Origin of the sequence: Hymenobacter sp. GOD-10R (assembly GCF_035609205.1) — a bacterium.
Taxonomy (GTDB): Bacteria; Bacteroidota; Bacteroidia; order Cytophagales; family Hymenobacteraceae; genus Hymenobacter.
Genome location: NZ_CP141186.1, coordinates 127,662 through 150,798, shown reverse-complemented (window position 1 = coordinate 150,798; position 23,137 = coordinate 127,662). Strand labels below are relative to the sequence as shown.

At 54.4% G+C, this 23,137-nt stretch carries 21 protein-coding genes; 6 read left to right on the top strand and 15 right to left on the bottom strand.

The genetic code is table 11. The annotated features are described in order from the left end of the window. Positions 1-286 precede the first annotated feature (286 nt). The 4 genes from SD425_RS28245 to mscL form a co-directional block, all read right to left on the bottom strand. Positions 287-1,759, bottom strand: a complete 1,473-nt coding sequence (locus SD425_RS28245; RefSeq protein WP_324680098.1) for an IS1182 family transposase — start codon at positions 1,757-1,759, stop codon at positions 287-289. A gap of 832 nt (positions 1,760-2,591) precedes the next feature. Continuing rightward, positions 2,592-3,638, bottom strand: a complete 1,047-nt coding sequence (locus SD425_RS28240; protein WP_324680096.1) for an MBL fold metallo-hydrolase — start codon at positions 3,636-3,638, stop codon at positions 2,592-2,594. Positions 3,639-3,872: 234 nt separating this feature from the next. Next, entirely contained in the window at positions 3,873-4,295 is a 423-nt protein-coding gene (locus SD425_RS28235; RefSeq protein WP_324680094.1) for a hypothetical protein, read from the bottom strand. Positions 4,296-4,328: 33 nt separating this feature from the next. Next, positions 4,329-4,769 (bottom strand): large conductance mechanosensitive channel protein MscL, encoded by a 441-nt coding sequence (mscL, locus tag SD425_RS28230; RefSeq protein WP_324680092.1) that lies wholly within the window; start codon positions 4,767-4,769, stop codon positions 4,329-4,331. A gap of 219 nt (positions 4,770-4,988) precedes the next feature. On the opposite strand from mscL, the gene SD425_RS28225 reads away from it, so the two are divergent. Continuing rightward, on the top strand, positions 4,989-5,717 hold the full coding sequence (locus SD425_RS28225; protein WP_324680091.1) for a LytTR family DNA-binding domain-containing protein: 729 nt from the start codon (positions 4,989-4,991) through the stop codon (positions 5,715-5,717). 146 nt (positions 5,718-5,863) lie between these two features. Here SD425_RS28225 and SD425_RS28220 read toward each other — a convergent pair whose 3' ends face one another. The 4 genes from SD425_RS28220 to SD425_RS28210 form a co-directional block, all read right to left on the bottom strand. Beyond that, the gene (locus SD425_RS28220; protein ID WP_324680089.1) at positions 5,864-8,962 is read right to left on the bottom strand and encodes a PAS domain S-box protein; all 3,099 of its coding nucleotides are present in this window, start codon (positions 8,960-8,962) and stop codon (positions 5,864-5,866) included. A 1,040-nt stretch (positions 8,963-10,002) separates the two neighbouring features. Then, positions 10,003-10,206 (bottom strand): integrase core domain-containing protein, encoded by a 204-nt coding sequence (locus SD425_RS28215; RefSeq protein WP_324680086.1) that lies wholly within the window; start codon positions 10,204-10,206, stop codon positions 10,003-10,005. Between the two features lie 92 nt (positions 10,207-10,298). Then, positions 10,299-10,391 (bottom strand): hypothetical protein, encoded by a 93-nt coding sequence (locus tag SD425_RS30110; protein ID WP_416381051.1) that lies wholly within the window; start codon positions 10,389-10,391, stop codon positions 10,299-10,301. Between the two features lie 233 nt (positions 10,392-10,624). Then, positions 10,625-10,747 (bottom strand): hypothetical protein, encoded by a 123-nt coding sequence (locus SD425_RS28210; RefSeq protein ID WP_324680085.1) that lies wholly within the window; start codon positions 10,745-10,747, stop codon positions 10,625-10,627. A gap of 1,046 nt (positions 10,748-11,793) precedes the next feature. Between SD425_RS28210 and SD425_RS28205 the strand changes: the two genes are divergently transcribed. After that, positions 11,794-12,477 (top strand): carboxypeptidase-like regulatory domain-containing protein, encoded by a 684-nt coding sequence (locus SD425_RS28205; protein ID WP_324680083.1) that lies wholly within the window; start codon positions 11,794-11,796, stop codon positions 12,475-12,477. Positions 12,478-12,948: 471 nt separating this feature from the next. Next, positions 12,949-13,182 carry a hypothetical protein gene (locus tag SD425_RS28200; protein WP_324680081.1) on the top strand — a complete coding sequence of 78 codons (234 nt, stop codon included), beginning with the start codon at positions 12,949-12,951 and terminating at the stop codon, positions 13,180-13,182. 179 nt (positions 13,183-13,361) lie between these two features. Here SD425_RS28200 and SD425_RS28195 read toward each other — a convergent pair whose 3' ends face one another. The 3 genes from SD425_RS28195 to SD425_RS28185 form a co-directional block, all read right to left on the bottom strand. Next, positions 13,362-13,652 (bottom strand): hypothetical protein, encoded by a 291-nt coding sequence (locus tag SD425_RS28195; protein ID WP_324680079.1) that lies wholly within the window; start codon positions 13,650-13,652, stop codon positions 13,362-13,364. Continuing rightward, positions 13,645-13,965 (bottom strand): hypothetical protein, encoded by a 321-nt coding sequence (locus tag SD425_RS28190; RefSeq protein ID WP_324680077.1) that lies wholly within the window; start codon positions 13,963-13,965, stop codon positions 13,645-13,647. Before SD425_RS28190 ends, SD425_RS28195 begins: the two co-directional genes overlap by 8 nt. 186 nt (positions 13,966-14,151) lie before the next feature. Further along, positions 14,152-14,568 (bottom strand): BLUF domain-containing protein, encoded by a 417-nt coding sequence (locus SD425_RS28185; protein ID WP_324680075.1) that lies wholly within the window; start codon positions 14,566-14,568, stop codon positions 14,152-14,154. 783 nt (positions 14,569-15,351) lie between these two features. Here SD425_RS28185 and SD425_RS28180 point away from each other — a divergent pair. After that, positions 15,352-15,606: a hypothetical protein gene (locus SD425_RS28180; protein ID WP_324680073.1), complete on the top strand. Its 255-nt coding sequence runs from the start codon at positions 15,352-15,354 to the stop codon at positions 15,604-15,606. Between the two features lie 263 nt (positions 15,607-15,869). After that, positions 15,870-16,451 (top strand): BLUF domain-containing protein, encoded by a 582-nt coding sequence (locus SD425_RS28175; protein ID WP_324680071.1) that lies wholly within the window; start codon positions 15,870-15,872, stop codon positions 16,449-16,451. Positions 16,452-16,642: 191 nt separating this feature from the next. Here the strand turns inward: SD425_RS28175 and SD425_RS28170 are convergent, their stop codons facing one another. The 4 genes from SD425_RS28170 to SD425_RS28155 all read right to left on the bottom strand — a co-directional run bounded on the left by SD425_RS28170 (position 16,643) and on the right by SD425_RS28155 (position 22,164). Then, complete coding sequence (locus SD425_RS28170; protein ID WP_324680069.1) at positions 16,643-17,071, bottom strand: response regulator; 429 nt, start codon at positions 17,069-17,071, stop codon at positions 16,643-16,645. Between the two features lie 10 nt (positions 17,072-17,081). After that, positions 17,082-19,679 carry a PAS domain-containing protein gene (locus tag SD425_RS28165; protein ID WP_324680067.1) on the bottom strand — a complete coding sequence of 866 codons (2,598 nt, stop codon included), beginning with the start codon at positions 19,677-19,679 and terminating at the stop codon, positions 17,082-17,084. 1,267 nt (positions 19,680-20,946) lie between these two features. After that, positions 20,947-21,678: a GAF domain-containing protein gene (locus tag SD425_RS28160; protein ID WP_324680064.1), complete on the bottom strand. Its 732-nt coding sequence runs from the start codon at positions 21,676-21,678 to the stop codon at positions 20,947-20,949. Positions 21,679-21,741: 63 nt separating this feature from the next. Continuing rightward, entirely contained in the window at positions 21,742-22,164 is a 423-nt protein-coding gene (locus tag SD425_RS28155; RefSeq protein ID WP_324680062.1) for a BLUF domain-containing protein, read from the bottom strand. 605 nt (positions 22,165-22,769) lie between these two features. Here SD425_RS28155 and SD425_RS30105 point away from each other — a divergent pair. Next, positions 22,770-23,099, top strand: coding sequence for a DUF6660 family protein (locus tag SD425_RS30105; protein WP_416381047.1), 330 nt, complete (start codon positions 22,770-22,772; stop codon positions 23,097-23,099). Positions 23,100-23,137: the final 38 nt, after the last annotated feature.

Genomic DNA, 23,137 nt, shown 5'->3' with positions numbered 1-23,137 from the left:
ACCGCAATCCGGACAGGCATTCTGCAACAGCTACCCTCGTGGCTGTTGCAGAAGTCCCAGCAGTGCCTCTACCTGCTGCTACCACCGCGGAAAACCGGCTAGAATACCTGATTATGGCCTCTGTTTTCAGTCGGTAACGGCTAGAATCTACCGCTTCTACGCTAGTGCTATACTTTTGCAACAGCCACGAGGGTGGCTGTTGCAGAACTCGCCGTCAGTGCAGGCGGGCGACTACTTCAGTAATCCTTTCGCACGTTTGTGCCGAGTACGCTGTCTGCAATGAAGCCTAAAGGGCGGTCCAGGCGGTGGCAAGGGCACTCAAGGCCACCCCTAGTTGCTGTTTGGGCGCATAACGCAGGAGTTTTTTCAGGTTGTAGGCAATGGCGGCCAGCAACATGGACTTGTGCGCGCCGGCTCGGCCGCGTACGTTGATGCGGCGCAAGCCGTAGTGGTGCAGCAGGTTGCCGAAAACGGGTTCAACGGTGCCTTGCCGGACCCGGTGCATGTATTGGCCTCGTCGGCTGCGCTGGCGGTGCCAGGCTCGGCGGTAAGCGGCATCAAAGGCGGAGCGGACCAGTTGCTTGTAATCGGCGTAAGGAACACAGTTCCCTTTATGGGCACACTGCTGGCAGTCCTGGTACGCCGCTCGGTAGTGCTTGACCCAGGCGCCGTCCGCCTTGGTGCTGTACTTGCGAAAGGGCAGCGGCTTGTCGGCCCCGCAGCGATACTCGTCCGCGGCGGCGTGGTAGGAGAAACCGGCGGCTTCGGGTTTGTATTGCCCAAAAACGGGGATCCAGGGAGTGACGCCCTGGTGTTCGAGCAGCGCATAGTTGAAGCCGTTGGAGTAGCCCGTGTCGGCCACCAGGTCGCGCAGCTGCAGCTCATGGGCTTGCAGTCGTTGCTGTAATCGTTGCACGAGACCGGGCAAGTGCAAACTGTCGCGCGAGTCGGCCAGGTCCGCTTGCACATGACTGATCACGCCCTTGGTGGTATCCACGGCCAGGCTGCAGAGGTAGTTCAGGGCGCGCACTTTGCCGGGCTTGATGGAGATACGCGCCTCCGGACCGGTGGGACTGTAATGGGTTTTGTTGCTGAGCAAGCGTGCGTGGGGGCGGGTAGCGCCCAAGGAAGCAGGTTCTCGCTGTCGTTTAGCCTGGCGCGTGGCTTCGTAGCGTAACTGGTGAGCCGGCGCGGAGCGAATCGAGGCTGGGTGCGGCGTGGCCGGTGGTTTCGGTGGGCTCCCCACCACGGTCAAGATCGGTTGCACCGCGTGTACCGGCTGCTTTTCGCACAGGCTGTCGAGCGAGGCATTGGCTTTCACCGGGGCCGAGTCCACCGTCTGGGTGTTGCCCGCCACCAAGCCTTGTTGCACGCAGAGACTGAAGATGCGGTCGAAAAGCTGCTCAAATAGGGCGGCCGGGTAGAGTTGGCGGGTGCGGCTCACCGTGGAGTGCCAGGGTAGGGCTTCGTCGAGCTCGTAGCCCAGAAAGTAAAGCAGGTCCAGCCGCATCGCGCAGTGCTCGAGCAAGCGGCGGTCGCTAGTAATGTTCTCCAAGTAGCCCACCAGTACCAACTTAAAGAACACGACGGGGGCCAGCGAAGGCTGACCCGTGTGGCTGTAGAGGTCTTGGCTGGCCTCATAGAGGAAGCCCAGCTCCAAGAGCGCGTCGAGTCGGCGGTAGAAGTTATGGGTGGTCACCCACTCGGAGAGCCGGAAGTGGGTGACCACCTGATCCGTGAACTGCTTCTTGCCTTGCATCCTCTCTTTACGGGAGCACCCGATACTAGGCTAGCACTTCTGCAACAGCCACGAGGAAAAACTGTTAACTTATTTCCGGATAGGACACTTCCAGCAGGTACGTATGGAGTGGTGAGGATCTTTCAACATAACAAGGTCCTACTCTATTAGGTCAGGGTAGCCTTGGCGGAATGCACAGAGCACAGACGCATGCGGAGCAGTAACTGCCGGATCTAGAATCTCCGGCCAGCTGGCTATTTTTGAAAAGCCATCTACTAATTGCGCCGTTAACACTTGTTCGCTGTACGAATGAAACGCTACCGCTTCTTTTTGTGAGCGCCCGCAGGGACAGGTGCTCAGTAGCAAAACTCCCTTTGTCTGTATGGCCCTACGGATTAGCTGCAGGTACCGGGCTAATTCCAACCCGGGCGTTAACTCGTGAAAGGTAGTTCGATCATGCCAGATAACGTATTGCCTCTCCGGAGCAAACTTTCCAATGTCAGCTCGAATCCACTGTACTTGCTGACTACGGAGGCCGAGTCGCCGCTGTGCCCGCGCGATAGTCGGGGCGGATTGATCTAATACAGTTATGTCCTGGTAGCCCTCCGCCAGCAGATAATCCACTAAAAGGCTTTCCCCCCCACTGACGTCAATAATAGCCGTTCGCTTAGCAGGAGCTAATGAACGAATCAACGCTAGCGAAGCAGTGGGTTCAGCTTGCGACCATTGATGTTGGACGCTCCACTGAGCCGCAACAAGTTTTTTTTCATTGTGCAAAACTCTCTCTAAGGCAGCCATATTAACTACGTAAAACCTTTGAATATTTACTGGATCCCGTCACTCAATTTGTGCGCTAGTGCGACCCTGTTGAGCAAGCACTTAAACAGTCTGCGGCATTGGCAGAAAAAACCAACGTGCCTTTGAGTAGCGTCTCATAACCAATTTTGGCCGTTTGTTGAATGAGTTTCTCCCGGCTGTGTTCATCAGCCGCTACGAGATAGAAAAGCTCGCCTGAACACACGAGATTGGCTAGGCCAATGACAAACTGCTGATCCAGTGGTAGGTGAACAGCACAATGGACTGGTGCGAGCTGTCTCAGTGGGGCTGAACGCGTATCAATAATCAATATTCCCGTCTCCATACAGGTTACTGCACTTAGCCGTACCACGCGGCTGATACTCCATTGGTAGGCTGGCGCCCCCATTTTGTTCAATAACGCCGCCAAGGCGATATAGGGTGAAGTACGCGATGCATCAGCGTGTACCAGGGTCAGAAATTCTTCCTCCGTATTAGCTTGTAGAGCATAATTCCCGACTTTCTCCGTTCCAATATTGCTGTATTTGTCGCCATGCGCCGGATAAATCAACACGTTATCAGCCAGCAGTAATAACTTTTTGTAAATGCTATGAAAAAGTTGCCGGGCCGCCGCTTCATACTGCGGCAGGTTAGTGTCCGACTCCTGTGAAGCAGGACGACCTACGTCGCCCGTAAGCAAGGTGTCGCCGCAAAAAACGGCCACACATTTTTCAGTGTGACATAAAACAATGCTTACAGACTCGGGAGAATGCCCAGGCGTGTTTAGGGCCTGAAACGTAAGGTTCCCTAGTTGAAAAGAATCTCCTTCGTCGAACCCTATATGAGGAAAATGCACGTTACCTCGGCGACTGACCCGAATTACGGATCCCGTCGCGCAGGCAATCTCCAAATGGCTGCTCACAAAATCAGTGTGCAGGTGCGTCTCAATAATGCCTACGATGCGTGCTTGTTGTACCTGGGCATACTCATAATAAGGCTGCGGATTGCGCGCGGGATCTATCAAGACAATCTCGTGTGTGCTTTCGCTTACAACGGCGTAAGATAATTGAGAAAAGGTTTCATCTTTGAATTGTTTTATTTTCATCAACAAATAGAAGGAAGTGATGCGAAAGTCTCCAGGTTATTCCCATCTTATCTAACGCGAATCTGCAGTTGGTCAGCTTCTGAAGGTTTTCTGCTCCATACCCTAGCTCTTCGTGTAAGGCCCCCGTTGCTACTTCCTCACGCCATGACGGGATGACTTATATTCCATTACACTGTTACGTAGCGTAGTAGCACCCGCTAACGACCGCATGGGGAAACTATCAGCTTGTAGCCGCTATACCTCTTTTAACCACAGCAAGGCTTCTTCGCTAGCCTCGAAACAGGACACGTTGAGCGGTAACGTATCTATCCGGGCCAGCGTCAAGTGCAACACCGCGCTACCAATGGTAGCGCGATCCTGCACCAAGGCACAATAGCCATATTGTATTTCTCGGGCCAATCGAGGAAACCAGTCGTGGAGTAACCAAGCGCATTCGTCGATCCATACGGGTGGCATTCCGCGGTGATCAGAATAGATCTTATGAAGCCCTTTTTGTTTCAACAGCACCAAAACGTGTTCTAATACTTCGCGAAAGGAGGCCCCAGCCAAGGGAGAAATAAACCAGTTAATGCCTATGTACCCTGCCGGATGATAAATTACTTGGCCGGTTACGTTACTGAAATACAAGGTTTCCTGAGAAGAATTTATTTTGTCCATCGCTAATTTCTAGCACGTCCACGGATGCCAGTTTTAATGTGCAATTAGACGGGTTTCGGGCCGTAGCGAGTCGCGGATTTCCATTAGCAGCATTTGGTCTTTCGTCAACTGCAGCACGGGTACGGGAAGAGTTGGAGCGGGGCGCCTGAAATAATTAGCTAGTTTCACAACCCAAAAAATGACAAAGGCAATAATTAAAAAATTGAGTACGGCATTCAAAAACAGGCCGTAGTTGAGCGTAGCTGCCCCCGCCGCTTTTGCTTGCTCCAGCGTGCCGTAGCTCTCGCTATTTAGCGTCAGAAATGCGTCCTTGAAGTCTTTGCCATGATTAGCTAAGCCAACTACAGGCATTAGAATGTCGTTGACCATCGAATCTACAATTTTACTGAAGGCGGCACCAATAATAACACCTACTGCTAGGTCCAGTACGTTTCCTTTAGAAACAAACTCCTTAAATTCAGCAATAAAGCTCATGGTTAGAAAGGTTAGGTAAGAAGAAACGTTAAATAACAGCTCAACTCTACTGCAGACTGACTGCATCATTCGCCGCCGTAGCAGGAATAAGTCAAAACTACACTGGACAAAACAATGCTGCTGCTCTTCTAAGCCAACGGTTATATTTTGTACACGAATGATATTTTTTGCTAATTAAATAAGTTTATTAACGAGTATATTCCTCGCTATTTGACTGCCATGTCTAAGCCTGAATTTCTCCCTACACTGGCCTGCGTTATTATTGATGATAACCCCATGAGCCGCTTGGCGCTACAACATTTTATTGAGATAACTGACAACCTTACTTGGCAGGTTTCCTTACCGGATGGCGTGCAAGCGCTCAATTTCTTTCGCAATGGCGGCCACGCCGACGTCCTCTTTCTGGATATCGAAATGCCGCATTTATCTGGCTTAGAGTTGCTGCGCGTTCTGCCCCAACCACACCCACAGGTCGTACTGGTAACTTCGCACCGTGATTTTGCCGAGGACGCGTTCGATTTACAAGTCGCTGACTATTTGGTCAAGCCAGTCGCCTATGCTCGTTTCGCGCGCACCGTGAGTCGCCTGCAAACGAACGCCCAGTTGTTACCGGCAGACCTCACGACCACGACTGATGACGCACACTTGTACGTGAAAACCAACAACAAGCTGGTGCGGTTAAACTTTGATGACGTTTACTATATCGAAGCCCTATCAGCTTACTCCATCCTAGTAACAGAAAAACAAAAGCATATCGTTTACGCAACGCTCAAAGCACTAGCAGAACGCTTGCCGTTTGCGCATTTCCAGCGAGTACACCGTTCCTACGTGATTAATACACACCATATACACGCCGTAGAAGATAGCATGATTTTGCTTGGATCGTACGAAATACCCTTAGGCAAAGCGTATCGCGAAGACTTTTTTAGCAAACTTCGCAGTCTTTAGTTTAAGTGAACGTATGCGTAACCTCAAATCAGTTGGTCAACAGCTAGGCTAACCTAGCCTGTAATTTCTTCGATAACCTACGCTTTCTTGTTGAGCCTGTTCGACAGTTGCTCCGCCGTCGCGTAATGCAGTTGCAATCAAAGGAGCTAATTAGCGTGCGGTAAAGTTGTTACAATACGATTTACTAATTCAATCAGCTTTGTTGCGGCTGTTTGCAGCTCTTCCTCCTCATATGCGAGTGAAGATTCCTGCCGTTGCCGTACGCTGTAAAGTAACTGGATGGGGTCTACAGCGGCTGTAACACCCAGCATTTCTAAGTTAGGTTTAAGGTGATGTACCAACTCGCCCACACGGGTCCAGTTTGCTACCGTAACGTTTGCACGCAATTCTGCCAGCACTAGCGTACTACTTTGCCGGAAGGCCTGCAACATACTCGTCACAAATGTAGGGCGCCCGTTGGCCATCTCGTGCAAATAGCGTAGATCGTAGAGTGGGGAAGTAGAATATATGCGTTGTAGGGTAACGAGTTTGTGGTAAAATTCCTCTTCGCGAAATGGCTTGGCTAGGCAGTCGTTCATTCCTGCCGCGCGATAGAAAGCAAGGTCAGATTGAAAAGCATTTGCGGTGAGTGCCATAATGGGAATTTGCGCACGTGTAGGGTCCAAAATGGCGCGAATGGCAGTGGTCACTTCAACTCCACTCAGACCAGGCATTTGAATGTCCATCAAAATGATATCAAAAACCTGCGTTTGCGCCTGCAGCAAGGCCATGTGTCCATCAGTAGCCTCAACGACAACGCAGCCCCACTCCTGCAATAATAGATTCGCTACCTTCCGATTGACAAGATTATCTTCGGCCAGTAGCACGCGAAGACCACGCAAGCAGCCCGTATCATACGGGGTAACAACAGGGGCTGATGTCTTGTCAGCGGCTTTCTGAAATGGGAGCCGAAAAGCAAATGTGCTGCCTACTCCTACCTCACTTTTTACAAGTATCTCCCCGTGCATTTGCTGCACAATAGCGCGGCTGATACTTAGGCCTAAACCTGTGCCACCATACTGCCGGGAAGTAGCTGCATACGCTTGCTGAAAATCGTCGAAAATGTGCGGTAGTTTTTCAGGAGAAATGCCAATACCCGTGTCTTCAACGCGAAATTCAAGGGTGATCGTTTCGGCATCTTCGGCGTGCCAGTAGGTACCGACTTGCACTTGCCCCCCCATTTCGGTAAACTTAACGGCATTTGCTACCAGATTGATTAGTATCTGATTTAGCCGGTGCATGTCACCTACTACCCACGGGAATGAACTAGATTCAGGAACAGATACCTCCTTGAAGGTTATGCCTTTTTTGGCGGCCTGTAAGACAAGGGGTTGCAGTGCCTGCGTGATCGCGTCATCCACATGGAAGGGAATTTGTTCTAACTCTAATTTACCCGCGCTAATCTTAGCCATGTCAAGCACATCATTGAGGATGCTAAGCAAGTGCTGACCGGAATAGAGGATCACGTGTACAAACTCCCGCTGACGTGCATCTAAACGAGTTTTAGCTAACTGCCCGGCCATACCCAATATACCATTCAATGGGGTGCGAATCTCATGGCTCATATTAGCCAAGAAACTTTCCTTGGCGCGAGCAGCGCTTTCCGCAGCCTCTTTCGCGTGCAAGACGGCTCTTTCCGCATGAATGCGTTCGGTGATATCATGGGCGTGAGACACGACGTACGCAGCTTGACCGGGTTCCTGCACGAGCAAATTACGGTAGAGTAAATAACGAATGGTCCCGTCGCTGTCTATCTGTACACGCTGCACACCCGTTTCTTCGCCAGCAGCGGCAATGCGTTCCAAGTAATGTGGAAAAGTTACTGCATCTGCCGCTGGCATAATAGTCGCCAGACTAGTTCCTACCAGTTCTGCGGCGGAAACACCTAACAAAGCTTCAAGCGCTGGATTTACGCTCAACATGTTACCTTGTAAATCATGCGTGCCGATTAAGGCGTGCGTGTAGTGCTGTAGATCACGGTACTGCTTTTCGCGGTGCTTCAGCTCTAGTTCTGTTTGTTTCAGGCTCGTAACATCCGTGCTGACTCCTAGGATATGCACCGTGCCATCCGGTCGTGGTAAAGGCCGTTTGATCGTATGAAAATAGCGAATGCTGCCGTCCAGCAGTGTCAAGGTATCTTCCGTCACAACTTCTTGGCCGGTTGCCAGCACCTGTTGGTCAGCGGCAGCCCATTGTTGTTGCTCGGTCGTGAGGGGGGTAGCTGGACTATCTGACTGGAGGGGGTACGTTAATTTTGAAAGCTGCACCAGGGCGAGATTCCGGAAAATGAATCGTCCCTCTACGTCGCGTACATAGATCATAGAGGCATCCGTGTCGAGCACCTGTTGCATAAAGGCCTGTTGCTCGGCTAAGTGCGCCTGCGTATCACGAGTTCGCTGCTCGGCCAAGTAGCGGGCTGTCATGTCCACTAAGTAGAGGTTGGCGTATCCTTCGGCCGAGATAGGCACGACGAACACGTCAAAATGATACGTACCAGCACTCATATTGAATCGCTCTGCGCTGCCGCTCGCTAAGGCGCGGGCGGCGGCAAGGCGCATTTCCGCGTCGGCGCGCGCAAAAGACTCAGGTGTACATTCGGTCCGGCAACGTTGCGCCGCTGGGTTCATGTATAATACCTGCCCACGGTGATCAAGTCGCACAATCGGGTTAGGATTTTGATCAGGCACGAGAGCCACCTGTCGCAACGCATCTTCGATACGAAATTGAGCTGTGGCATCGCGATAGCACACCAAAAAGCCATTCGACATTTCTGAGGGCCCGAGTGGGCGGCTATCCCGGAGCAAGACGCGACCGTCCGGCAAGCGCACCACGTAGTCTGCTCGTCCTTGGTAGGCGTAAGCTTCGTGCAAGAGCTGGGCGAAGGCCGATTGGTCTAGGATGGTATGCTCCGCTTGCTCAACCAAGTCACTGATGGATTTGCCAATCCATTGACGCGACGCGCCAGGCAACCCGAGCAGTTCACACAACTGCGTATTGATGACAGAGATTATGCCTTCCGAATCAACCAACAACACCCCTTCGTGTAGATGCTCGGTTAGTTCCGTTAGACGCTGCTCGGCTATTTTGGCCCGAGCGGTAGCCACCTCCAAGGCATGCTGTAAGGTAGCAATATATTCTTCGTGCTCAGAAGAAGCAAGTAACGGTGCTGAAGTAGACATAAGCAGAATATAGAAGCTTGTTAACAAGATAATCTATTAGCACCACCTCATTGCCATCCCATGACTGAACGTAGTCAAATACGTACTCAACGGCCGTATTTACATAACGAATAATTTGTATTTATTCAGCTATTATTGTTTTTGAACCAGAAATTTTTGTTCTGCTAATTGACTTTAATTACCAATTCAGGTCAAATAAGCTGAGTAAGAACTATCAGGTAATGGTCGAGAGAGCTAAGCAAAGGATTTGAAATGGTGATGAGTTGGACGTTAAGTCCACACAGGATCGGGCTAGGTACACATGGGATTACTACCAGTGACAGCTAGAATGCAGAATACTATATTTAAAAGATGTTTATTATCCGGCGTTGCCTTCTCACTAGTCTGTAAACACTAACTAACTTAGTTGAACATCATTACCGTTAGCCGATCAAGACATATATAGCTACAAAAAATGCTCGCACTAAAAGTGCTACATCAATATCGGTGGCTGTTCCAGAATTCTTAGTAGTGAATTGGATAGACATTAGTAATAAATATAATAGCTTGAAAAGCCTATTTAAAGTCGTAATTTTTAATGAGCGAAAGAGCGAATGCCACTTTGTAGAATAGCCAAACTGCTTTACTCTGTAAGCGCCGACACTTCAAAAGGAAACAGGACACTGAGCAGGTCGATTTCGTCGACATCGGTCGTGCCTACCTACTTGGAAATCGACTTATGATAGGTTGGGTGCAATCTCCTCAAGCAGGTACTTATAAGCTACAGGATTTTTCAACTAGATACGATGGTACGCATCGCCCTGAGACTTGAGCAACGCTTATACTTTCAACTGGCCATCTAAATTATGGTAAAATATATACCAACGCTTAACCATCCTCTGCACAAATGAAGATGTGCGATGTCGTTTTGGGTTAATGTTGCCTCCTTAAGCGTAATAGAATGAAAAAGGTGTAATTATGAGGTTGTCTAGCTAAGCCGGACACAACTGGGACGTATTTTTGAGTTGGGCTTCGGAGTGGTTGGGGGAGTGGTAGCCGAGGGCGGAATGTTGGCGCTCGGCGTGGTACTAGGCGATGTGGTGGCTGATTTCGAGCTTGGCTTCGGCCGAGCCGGGAAAGCTGCCGCCGTCGAGCAATTCAGCCTTGAAGCGGCTCCAAAAGGATTCGCCGTGGGCGTTATTGTAGCAGTTACCGCGCCGGCTCATGCTTTGCTGGGCGCCGTGTTTGGCGACCAAGTCTTTGAAGCGGATAGCCGAGTACTGGCTACTCAAGGTGACGCCCCGGCGTCCCCTTGAGTCGGAGTGGACGACGAGCCCGGCCGATGGGCGGCGTACGGCTATGGCGCGGCGCAGGGCTTCGCTGACTAGGTCTTAGGGCATCGTCTCGCGCATGTCCTACGTGCCTCATCAGAGGCATCAAACCCGACGACTTTGCGCGAGCAGCGGTCGAGCCACACGGCCAAGTACAGCCAGCTACCGCCCTGTCGGGGCAAATAGGTGATGTCGGTCACCTACACCTGGTTGGGGCCGTTGGCGCCGGTTGGCTTAGCAAGCTGTTTGGCGCGGCCCTTACGGCCAGGGCGGAATCGGTGGTACGGGACACGAACGAGCGGGGCTGCTGGGCGCGCAAGCCATGGGCCTTGAGCACGCGACGGATGGGCCAGCGGCCTACCCCTAGGTGGCCCTGCGCTTACACTTCTACGCGCAGCCGGCGCGTGCCGTAGCGATGGAAGTGGTAGGCAAACGCCTCGCGCAGGGCTACTTGCCAAGCCGGCTTAGTCGGCCGGCACCTGCCGACGGCGCTTCCACGCATAACAGGCGGCCGGAGCCTTGCGCAGCTCTTGGCAAAGCTGGCGGACGGGCACGGCGACAGCCCGCTGCGCGATGTGCTGGTAGGCGCTCACTGGGTCGGCTAGCCGAAGATGACCTAAAATGCCGAGCTCTTGCTCGGCCCGCTTGAGGCGGGCGCGCAGGGCTAGGGTGGGTTAGCTAAGCCGAACACCAAAGGGACATTGTTTAAAATTAAATTTCTAAGTGATTGGGGGTTTGATAGCCAAGCAAAGAATGACGTCGTTCAGCGTTTAAGTAAGTGATGTAGTGGCTGATTTCGAATTTAGCGTCGACCAGACCAGGAAAGTTGCCACTGCCAACCTCCCTAAGTGGACAAGCATTCGGTCTGGAAGGCAGGGCTCTCAGTCAATTGTGAGCTTGCAAGGCAACAGTGGTATGACTTCTTTGCTGGCGCACTATACCTAAGTCTAGCTAAAAAGAAAACCCAGCGTAGCTGCTGAGCTTTCTTACGTTTAAGAGCAACTTACGAATAACAGATAATAACGGCGCAAACTTACAAGAGGGTAGCAGCGCGACCTAGAGGAAACATTAAGATAATTTAATACATCTCCTCCCCACTTGCTGGGCTTGTTTCCCATTATGAGATAAAAGCCACCGGAGCTCGGAAGAGTTGCTGCGCCCTGCCTGAACGGACGATTCACTATGATGTGGAAAAGTAGTTTGTAAGCCACCTAGTAAATAACAAAGCAGATAAGCGGTTCAATTTATTCTGGATATAGTGCTAAATAACTGATAAAAAGCGATTTGCGTGCATTATTCTCAAAATAGGAATTTTGTATATTTTTAGGAATCTGTTTACGCAGACTTTATTGCCAAGAGAGTTTGATGGCCAGTAATGCAGTAGAAAGGCATCGTAGGCCTAACAGAACCGGCATCAGTACAAAAAGTGGATTTTGATTTTTCTAATACTATACATTATAATATTTATATTTATAAATATTATATGGAACTTGCTGTCGCTTTCAAGAGCACCGCTGTCCCCTTCTATCCCTTCTCTGCAACATTCGTATGAAACTTCACGCTTCCCCCTTCCACCCCGTTACCGGTACCCTCCTCCCTGCTTACCGCGATGCTTATTTGCGCGGCGATCTGTCCAGCAAAAATACCGAAGCCGTCGACGCCTATATCAAAGCCAACAGCCAACAAGCGGATGCGACGCTCCGTCGCTTCTACGAGCTCAAAGGCAAAGGGCATGATGTACAAGCCGTGGGTTGGGTACAACGGCAGTTTGATCTGCTCCGCACCGAGCCCCAGCGTTTCCGCCAGCGGGCCGCAGCCCTGGTCGTGGGCACCGCGCTCGTGGGTAGCGCCGTCTTTGCCGGCTCGAGTCGCCCCACCACGACGGAGGCGACTTCCCCCCTCGCGTCGTCGACGATGGCCGCCGCCGAAACCGAAGGCTCCGCGAGCTTGCTGCGCGTGGCCACGGTCCGCGGCCGTATCCTGGACGAAGAAGGCAAGCCGCTGGTAGGCGCCACCGTCCTGCAAAAGGGCAGCTTCTACGGCGTGAGCACCGACGCGAAGGGCGAATACCTGCTGCGTGTACCCGCGAACCAGCCCGTTACGCTGCAATATGGCTACGGCGGCTACACCGACGAAGAAGTACAGGTAAAAGGCGGCACCACCGAAAACATGACCCTTGTTCCTCAAGTGAAAGCCAAGCACGTCAAAAAGCACCGCTGGTTTATCTTCTAAGCCAAACGGACCCGTACCTGGTGTCTTCAGCTACTACAAAAGGCCCGGCTGCTAGTTGGGCTTTTTTAGTGGAAAAGCACTTTGGTCTTTGATAAGCTCGTTTACTCAAACAACGAGAGATCGTTACGATGCTTGTCTTCAGCTTGAAGGACAAGCCGGCGTTAGGGCCGCACTGGTGTAGCGGCACGGTACCAGAAGGGCTGAGGGGAAGAGGCAGCGTGTCGCATGATCAACTCTTAGGCAAAGAGCCTGCCACAGCATGCTCCTTGGTGATTACCATAACGTGCAAGCCATAGCGCGGCCTAGTAGAATTCTGTAGTACTTGCGGCCACCTTCCTTCTTTCCTTCCGGTTGATGGCTACTCGTATAGTAAGGACTTCCTGCTAGTTTGCGAATGAGGCAACGCACATTTACTAGCATCCCCTGGGTTTTGTGCACTTCGTTTAGTTGCCGGGCGCATGTTCCTCGGCTTTGCGTACGGCTTTCGACGCCTTCTTGGGCCAACTATACCCTACCGGTGGACACCAGGTCCTGATTGATCAACGCCGCTTGGGGCCCTTCTCCGCGGCAGATACCAGTTGGTTCCTGCTCGACTGGCTACTCCGGGCCGTGCTCAGCGCCTGTCAGGCACTGGCTCGGGTGAACACGCACGCTACTCGGCAAGAAGACCATGCAGCAGTTCCCAGTCGTCTACCGCACCTCTGACCAGGAACCCCTCGCCATGGCGTGGCTCGTAGCTCAGCAGTAACCACGCGCGACATGCCGGTACTCTGTTGCTCGGCGAGAAAGTGTACTTGCTGCCAGGGAGCAACAGGCAGCCCGATCGCGCTGGTACAGAGAAATGCAGGGTCTCCCTGATCATTTCTTTGCGCGACCCGAATGGCCTAGCAGGCGTAGCAGCCAAAGATCTGCTGAAACGAGGTCTGCCTATCCTCGACAATCTCCTTGGGCAAGCTAGGGTGTAAACTCAAGCGCACCGGGGCGATCTGACATTGCAGCACCAGGTTCTCGGCTAGCGTCGAAGGCTGGTGCGCTGGCCAAACGCTCCGCCGCGAGGGCGTGCTCTGGAAGTAGGCCTCATACTTGTGCTCGAGTTGTGCCACGCCTTGCCAAAAGGCGGTACGTTGCGTGGCGAGGGTCGCACTGCATACGGGGAAAGAAGTACGTTTACGCATCAGCAGAGGGGAGCAAAGCAGGTGAACACCGGGACCGGCAGCGGCTCGTAGCATGGTCGACGACGTACTTGCCAGCGGGCAAACTAGTCCTCGCCGGGCTTGCGCGCAAACCGCTCCAGCCCTTCCTTGCTTCTTGAAAAGCGAGTATCTCTACCCAGCTCAACTCTCCCGCGACATAGCGCTGATATAAGTGCTGGTCGTGCGGCGAGGGCTTGCCGTGCGCTTCGGCGGCCAAGATGAGCAGTTGGTGCAGAATGTGCGCGCGTTGCTGCGGCGTTTGGGCGGCGGGTCCGAACTTACGATTGTAGGCCATACCAAAAGAAGAAAAGGTTCTCTAAAGGTACCGGCCCCGGTGAGGGAACACGCCCGTATAAACGCGGGAATGTGCTTGCCGTAAATACGGGATTTGAGAGGCGCACCCCGCCGTTACCTTAGTAGATTGTTGCTGAGCTGTTTAGGTATCTATTCCAACTCGAGGGTTCCGGCGCTTACTTGCTGGCTACCGCTGCTGCCGCACGAACGGCTGCAACAAGCCGCGGAGACTGGGCCGCGGCGCTTCCCTTGCCATGCCGTCTCCCAGCCGGGGCGGAATAAACTGCTCAAGCCGGGTAAACACGCCCACCGGTACGAAACTCAGGCCCATGCCCCAGTAGGGAAACTCGCGCCGCCGCACCATCTCCTCTCGCCGTACCTGCACCTGGTGGTGGCGCGGATCGCGCTGAATCTTGGCAAAGAGCGCCTCAACTTCGGTCCGCTCGCCTTCCAGCACCTGCAGAAACTGTCCCTCGCTGTAAAATAACACCCCCGTCAGGTGGTGAGATGCGTTGTACACCCGCGCCGTTGCCACTAACCCTTGTACGTCGGCCGCACCGAGTCGCGTGGTCGCCTGACTCGTATACACCAGTGAGTAGAGCATGCTAGTAAAGTCATGTAACCGAGCACTCTTCTCGCAACCGTCGCCGAGCACCCGGCGCGAGACGACCACATGCTTCCAGTCCGATAGAATCGCTGCTCGCTGCCGCCAAGACCGTAGACGACCGCTACCTGAAGGCTGGAGCGAGACAGGACTTTTGGTCTGCGACAGCCTCCAGGCTGCATCTAGGTAAACGACTGCCTGCTGCGCAACTAGGAGCAGATTTGTCCGGACTTCTTCTCCGTACTGGCAGGCTTAATGTACGCAATTATCTGCGCTACGTTGTCCCCGGTTACTTAGGCAGGCCGTTCCTGTCATTGATACAGGATTTTGGCTGTCAATTAGATACGTCAAATAGCAGGTCCAATTTTTTCCCGTAACGACTCCTTGTCGGCGCGTTTCTCTCTTCTCACGCAAGCCGAGCAGCGCTACCCCGCCGTCAATACATAAGCCGCCAAATGCGTCCGTGATGTGGTCGGCGTTAGCTGGCTCCTCTCATGGCCTCCAGCTTTCTAGGCGTGGCCATGAGTACAGAAACTGGCTTTTTCAACGTCACAGCGGGACGCTGCCTGCGAAGCCCTTGTCCACCCGGAGCACGCGCTATTATACGCTGCGCCAACGACTGCTCGGGAGTGCCTTGCTCGCCGGCTTGCTGTGGCTGTTGCAGCCTACGTAATGCGCACCGGCGGCAGTAGTCCGTCGCCGGGATGCAGAACGTTGTGGCTCAATCCTAGGCGATAAGCTCCTGCTGCTTAGTTTAGTAAGTGGGTATTTTTATCTTGGAGCATGCAGTCTGCGCTGGGCGATGTCTTGTTTGCCTTTGTAGAGAAGGACCACTTGTGGTTGAATCCCGCCTACCACCTGCAAAAAGCGTGGTGGTCCGTGGTGCTCGATCGGAAGCGCTTACACCATCAAGGGGCACTGGAGTACGGGCAAGCCTTGTGCGCGGCTTACCTGCAAGCGTATCCCGAGGAAGAACACCGGGTGGGCCAGCGCCAGATTCTGAGCGTGCTGCTGCGAGCCTTGGATACGGTGGGCTAGCTTCTCTCGTAGGCGAGCAAGGCCGTGCTCAACGAGGCAAGGCGTTTACTAGTCCAGACAAACACCTGAACCAATGCCGTGCCCAGCCCACGGTGATAGGGGATTATAGATTGCCCATACTCTAGCCGCTCCTACTGAGCGAAAGCCGAGAGAATACGCAAGGCCTCGCTTTTTGCCCGTTATTCCGTAGTTATGCGTCGATAAATAAGTAGTTATCCGGCCTTCATTCCTAGTAGCGGCGAGGGCGCCGCCGTATAAAAAGGATGAACGATCTGTCAACGGAAGCCGCGCGGCGCCGGGCCATTGCCTGGGCCACCGCCCTGGCCGCCAATACGCCCCTGGAACCCCAGGCCTACGAACAAGGGCTGCTGGATGAGTATGCCGTGGGCGCCCTCTCGCTGGAACAGGTGCTTCGGCTGCTCGATGAGCGCGTCAAGCACGTGCTCTACCGCAGTCGGGCCACGCAAGCCTTCCGTGAGGAAGCACTCAGCGAGCTGCTGGCCGAAGCCCGGGCCTGGAACGAGCAGCACGGCATCACCGGCCTGCTGTGCTACAGTGACCGCCAGTTTGTGCAGCTGCTGGAGGGCACAGCCGCGCAGGTCGACCTGCTCTACGCTCGCATCCAGCGTGACCCCCGCCACCGGCAAGTGACTACCCTGAGTACGGCTTACGATGCGCAGCGCTTCTTTGCCGATTGGCAGATGGCTTTCATCACTGCGGAAGAAGGCGAATTTCACTGGGTGCTGACGAGTTTGCAGCAGACGACCCATAGCGCTTCCCTCGCCGAGCAATACGTACGGGATTCGCACTTGCGCACCTTGCTGGAAGCCTTCAGCCAAGCGTGAGTACAGCCATTAATCCAGCAACGCCTTCTAGTTAGCTTTAGACAGTTTCATGAAACCCGAAATTTCGGGCTTTACGACAGCTGCCTTCTTCTTAATCTATGGAGAGGCAGTCATCCATGAAAGTAAGTAGTTGGACACTGTAAGCATGTTAAAAAACAGGCACCTGCTCACCAACGAAGGGTATACCCTTGCTATCGTTCTGCACGAAGCTCTTCGCCAAAGTGCTGCTGCAGTATAGCCTGTACCTTCTCCCGGGTAAGGGGCTTGTTGAGGAAACCGGCAATGGGGAGTTGCTGGGCGTGCGCTAGGTCGCGCTCGTGCAGCGAGGTCGTGAGCAGGACAATGACAATGGCCTGCCGCTGGGCGAGCGGCAGTTGCACATACATTTCCAGAAAAGCCAGTCCATTCATCACGGGCATGTTCATGTCTAACAGGATCAACTGCGGACAGGCAGGGGCCGTCGAGTCCACACAGCTTTGTACCACCGTGCGCAAAGCCTGCTCGCCATCCTCGGCCACGAGCACCTGCTCGGCGACTTCCATGCGGGTGAGCAAGAGCTTATTCAAGAAGTTGGTCGTGCTGTCGTCATCGACTAAGAGCACACTGGCTAAGATAGGCATTGATTGGGCGCTAGGTGGGAAGGGTGACAGTAAAGATGGTGCCCACGCCCGGCTGGCTCTGCACGGTAATAGTACCGCCGGCGTTCTCTATAAGGCGCTTGGTGATGTAGAGGCCGACGCCGGTGCCCTCCACGTGGGTGTGCAGGCGCTGGAAGAGGCCAAAGAGCTGGCGCTGCTGCACTGCACTCATGCCCAGCCCATTATCCTGCACCGTGAGCATCACCTCGGACGCCGTTTGCGCGGCGTGCACGCGCACCTGGGCGGGTCGGTCCAGGGCGCGGTACTTGACGGCGTTGCTGAGCAGGTTGTAGATGATGGAGCGCAGGTTAGCCGGCGAGAAGGACACGACCAGGTCGGGGGCTACTTCGACGCTCAGCCGCACGTCGGCAGCCCCGATAGCGGGCACCAGGTCCAGGCGCACGTTCTCCACGACGCGGGCCAGCACGACCGGCTCGGCCGGGCCGGCGTGAACCAGTTGCAGGCGGGAGATATCCGTGAGCTGGCCGATGGTGAGTTGAAAGCGCCCTACCGTTTGATTGAGTAAGTCGAGCAAATGGGCCACCACCTCGTCCTGCTGCACCGCCGCGGGCAGCGTGTCGCGCAGGGCCAGCAGGATGCTCTCAATGTTGGTGATGGGCGCTTTCAGGTCGTGCGAGGCCGTATAGACAAAGGTATCCAGGTCCACGTTAGAGCGCGTGAGCTGGCGGTTGCTGTCGAACAGTTCCTTGTTGGTAGTCGTCAGCGCGTTGTTAACGGCGGCTAGTTCCTCGGTACGCGCTTGCACGCGGGTTTCCAACTCCTTATTGAGGCGCTCGACCTGCTGGCGGGCAACCACGGAGTCGGTGACATTGTAGGAAAAATTCAGCACCCCATTTAGCTGGCCCTGCGCATCGCGCAAGGGCAGGAAAAAGAAGGTATAGTACCCCTGCTCCAGCTGGCCGGTGCGCGTTAAATCCACCTGCACTGGCATCTCGGTCGCGGTGAAGGGCTCGCCGGTCTGGTACACCCGGCCGAGCTCGTCTAGGATGCCGTGGTCAACCAACTCGGGCCAGACCTGCCGGATGGGCTTCCCCAGCAAGTGGAGTCCGGGGGCTTGGCGTTGGTAGCCGGGGTTCACAAGGGTAAACACTTGGTCGGGGCCTTCGTTCACCGCCACGTTGGCCGGCAGTAGCATGAGCAGGTCGTAAAAGCGCTGGCGCTGGATTTCGGCCTCGGCGCGGGCCTGCTCGGTTTGCTGGGTGCGCTCCTGCACCCGGGCTTCCAGCTCCTGGTTGAGCTGTTCAATCTGCTGGCGGACCAGTACCTGCTCAGTTACCTCCACGGCCACGTCAATCACGCCCAGTACCCGGCCTTCGGTGTCGTAGAGCGGCTGGTAGACGAAGGTGTAGTAAGTAGTCTGTAGCTGCCCGTCGCGGAGCATCACCGCGGGGGTTTCCGTGCCCCGCACCGGTACCTGCGTGCGCAACACCTGGCGCAGCTGCTCGTCGAAGCCCTGGCCGCGCAGTTCGGGTACCGCGTCGAGCAGCGGCTGGCTCAGCACCTGCTCGGGAGTACGACCCCAGATGGCCGCCATTTGCGCATTGGCCGCGGTGATGCGCAGTTCCTCCCCCTGAAAAAGCCCAATCGCCACAGGGGCCTGAGTCAGGACCGTCTGCAACAAGGTGCGCTCCCGCTCGGCTGTGCCCAGCGCTACCAGCGTATCTTGGGTGCGCTCCTGCACCCGGGCTTCCAGCTGCTGGTTGAGCTGCTCGACCTGCCGGCGGGCCCGCACCTGCTCCGTCACGTCGTAGGAGAAGTCCAGCAGGCCGTCGATGCGGCCCTGCGCATCACGCAGGGGGCAGAAAAACGCATTCAGAAACAGCTGCTCGGGCGGCCTGGTGCTCTCCGAGCCCAGCCAAAATTCCTGCTCGGGGCTGTAATACGGCTCGCCAGTCTGAAACACGTGGTCAAGCAAGCCAACAAAGCCTTGCGCTAGGGCTTCGGGCAGGGCCTCCTGCAGGGGGCGACCCAGCAGCGCCTGGCCCGGAAAATAGGCCTGGTAGCGCGGATTGACAAAGGAGAACACGTGGTCGGGGCCGTGGTAAGTGGCAACCTGGGCCGGCAGTTGCATGAGCACCTCGTAAAACCGCTGGCGCTGGGCCTCGGCGTCGGCGCCAGCGGCCCGCTCGGCGGCCTGGCTCGCGCGCAGGGCCACTTCCACGGCGGTGCGGGGCTGCTCGGTGGTATCGGTGAAGCTTACCAGCAGCCGCTCGCCGCTGCGCCGGGCGCTAAACCGGAAGTAGTTATCCAACCCATCCTCTTGATAATTGACCTCATAGGTGAGCAGCTCGCCTGTCTCGAACACGCGCTGGTAGTAAGCGAAAACCCCCTCTGCCTGCGCGTGCGGAAAACAATCCAGCAACGTACTGCCTGGCTGCCCGGTAAGGCCTGTCATACGCTGCCCAGCGGGGTTGGTGTAGTCCAGGGCGAAGTCAATGATAGCATGACCATCGGGGGCAAAAAGGGGGCGTGCCAGCTGGATAGCCGTTAAGGATACCTCCAGCATGGTCAGCCAGTCGGCAGCCGTAAATAAGCCGGCGGGGCTAGAGTTGAGTTGAGAATCAGTCACGAAGAATAGCGTTACACTAGCAAAGAAGAAGTTATAATAGACAGAAAACAATCGCCTACATGCGGGCACTTACTTGTCTACTCAACGTTCGGTAAACGGGGACGCTACTCATGGGGTTAGACGGCCATCAGCAACTTCGGCTAGCTGTTCGTCGATAGCCTGGCAAGCAACCTAGTTACGTATTTTCTGTCTTTTCTCCACTGATGACCTAGGCCAGCATACTACTGCATGGCATCATCTTAAAGCCCCGCCTTGGGAGAGAGTGCGGGGCTTTTATATGCCCGTTACGAACCGGCCTATCACTTCCGGTGACAACGACGCTGGTATTCGCTATGGAGTACTGCTGGCCGTAGCTTGTTTCTTGTGGGCTCACCCTGCTTGAGAAGGAGTGGACAGTAAAGTACCTCGTATGGCGAGGAGCTACGGGGCGGTGGGCGCTAGACAGCCCGACGATATGGCCTAGTAAAGGGTATTACCGCCCTTGAGGTAGAAGCAAAAACCTGATCCACTTATGCAGGATCACGACTACTTTATTCGTAATTATATAAAATAAGTTATATATTTACCTACTCAGAACCTGCGTACGCTATTATTTCTATTATCCACAAAAGGCCCAGCTACTCGTTGGGCTTTTTTAGGGGCGGTTCCCGGGTTGAAAAAGGGCATCAAACAAAGCCCGCAGCTGGTGTGTGGCTTCGGTAAAACGGGCACACAGTTCCTGTTCGGGGCTCAGGTGATGGGTCAAAGTAAGCACGTTGGATGAGGGGAATCCAAAAACTATTTCAACGAAAAAGTAGTAAGCACAACGCTTGCACGCGCAAGCCTAGCTGGACGCGTGCAAACACCAGTTTTGGGTATCCTACCCGTGCGAACCAGGTGCTATCCTTTTCGCTTCTGTGGGTAGGCTGGTACTGTCCGCAGGAGACCAGCAGCTGGGGGATTGTTCCCGTTCGGCCTCTCCCCCGAATACTGGTTTCGGGCGCGCCGGCTTTTCCAGGACCCTAATCCAACGGACTCCTATCAGGCCAACACCACCAACGAGCAAGGGGTAGCACACGATATGACTCATCAGATCGCCGGTGAGAATGACTGAAAAATGGCAAGGCGAAGCCACTACAATCGTGTTGTAACAGTTACAAGAGAAATCCCCTCTTGGCATAAGCGCGGATTTATCTTGACTAACTGCCGCGCCTGGCACGCTATTGTTCCAGTCTGCGGCCCTTGTTCTCGCTTCCGGATGCTCAGCTACCAGTAGTAGCCTGGCTACTTAACTGGCCGGCTTAGGCCTCTTGCTCACATAGTACTCGCGCAGCAGCGTGTACACATCATCGAGTCGCTGCATCACGAGATCCAGTACGTGCTTCGGTACGGGTATCTGCACCGCGAGGCGCGTCCCGAGGTAGCGCACCAGGGCTACGAGTTCCTCGATTTCCTCGACTAACAGCCCCTGCATGACTTGCCAGTGTTCTTCCCCTAGGCCATCGATCAAGCAGTAGTGCCGCACGGCGATGGTTTGCGCCACCAAGTCGGAAATGCGTTCCAGTACCTGTTGCTCCGCCGCGCTAAAGGTGCGCGGCTGGTGGTCAATCACGCAGAGCGTGCCAATGGTGCGCTGGTCGGGCATGCGCAGTGGTACCCCGGCGTAAAATTGTAAATCCCGCATCCGCGCCGCTGCCAGGGCCTCCGCCGTTACCCGTGCCTGTTGCGGCTGCGTGGTCAGGTCGGCAAATACGACTGCCTTGTTCTCGCGTACAGCCACCGAGCACAGTGCTTCCACGCGGGGCTGACGTTCTTGGTCCCCTAAGCCCTGATTGGCGATGTAAATGGCTTCTTCGGCTTCTACGAGGGCAATCAGAGAAATGGGCAGGCTGAATATTTGGGCAGTCAAGCGCACTAGTTCTTCAAAAACAGCTTCGTGTAACGAGCTGAGAATGGCATAGTAATGCAGCGACCGAAGGCGGGCCGCCTCGTCAGCTGGTAATAGAGAATCAGGCGTCATAGGCAAACCAAGCAAGGGAAAAGGAACACTTCACCTAACCAATCGGATCCGCTGAAGGCTCAATTAAGACTTAAAGGCTAGGATGAGATCGCGCATCCGGTCGATAAATAAACTGTCGGCTGCTCCCAAGTCGGGCAGCTGCTGCGCCATCTGTGCGGGCGCTACGTAGCCCCGTAGCTGCTCGAACGCGGCCGGGGAGACGACTTGAAACCCCATCGACCATTCCGAGAAACGCCGCACTGGAATAGGGCGATCAGCGAGTTTGAAGAGGCCTTGGTGCCGGCGGTCCTGGCCAAGTTGGGCGTAGAGTTCTTCCAACGCGGCCTGCTCTCCCTCCATGATTTGCATAAACTGGCCATTGCTGTATACGAGCGCGCCGGTAATGCCTCCGCGCTCGTTGCCTTGCTGCGCCTGCCGGAGGAGTTGCGCTAATTCAGCGTCGGTCATCGACCAGCTGGCCGTACTCATGTAAATGATTTGGTGCATGGCTGGTAAACCCGTGAAAGCTCAACTAAAAGGTAAATAAACACAATACCTTATAAAGTATGCCGCAGAGCTGCCTCGTGCATTTCGGTGCCACAATCGCCCCATGCTCGTCTATGCCGCCTTCCACTGTCTTGTCCGGCAATAGGTTGACAGTTTTACTTGTTTTCTTGGTTTAGTCGGCCTCCTTTCGCTGAACCAATAACTCTTCTTTGAAGCCACTGCGGATGTGGCTTTTAAGTGTTAAAGAGCTTCTTTATAAGCTAGTTTGTTCATGGAAAATCATCGTTTTCTTGAACCACTCAGTTGAAAAATAGCTTTTCTTTCGCTCTAAAGCAGCTTTGTAACGCGCGTAGACGGGATTGCTGGTTCAGGTAACCAGACAAAACTAAACAATGAGTCTGATAAAAGTGATAAATACAAATCCTAAGCCCCGCCTTTGGCTTATCGAGAGTAAACACAGCAACCTATAACGTTCTGTGAGGGAGCATTTACCGCCTGTTGTAAGCCCAATTGTCGAGCTTGCATCCTTCCTGAAGGAACCTTTGCCGGATAAAGCGGGTAAAAGTGGGGCTGGTAATTCCACGTTGTCGTTACCTTTGCCTGTAATGCGTCTGTCTACTCTATTTTTCGCCTTGTACTTCGTGTGTCTCTCGTGCCTGACCTGCGCTGACGAGACTCCTGTGTGCCAAGACCAGACGCAAACAACAGTGGCCGCCTCGTCCCATTCGGATTGTGATACTGATGCTTTGGGGGACTGGTGTTCTCCCTTATGCCAGTGTCACTGCTGCGGCGGAGCCGTCGTACCGCTCGTCCCATTACCGGCGCTTGTTCAAGCTTCGCCCCGGGTATGGGACTCGGCTCGCCAACCTGTTCGATTCGTGGTGGCAGCGCCAACCCGTGCTCCCGGAGCTATCTGGCAACCGCCGCGGGCCTAACCTTTCCCTTGTTTTCCTGCTGACCACCCCCACCGGGC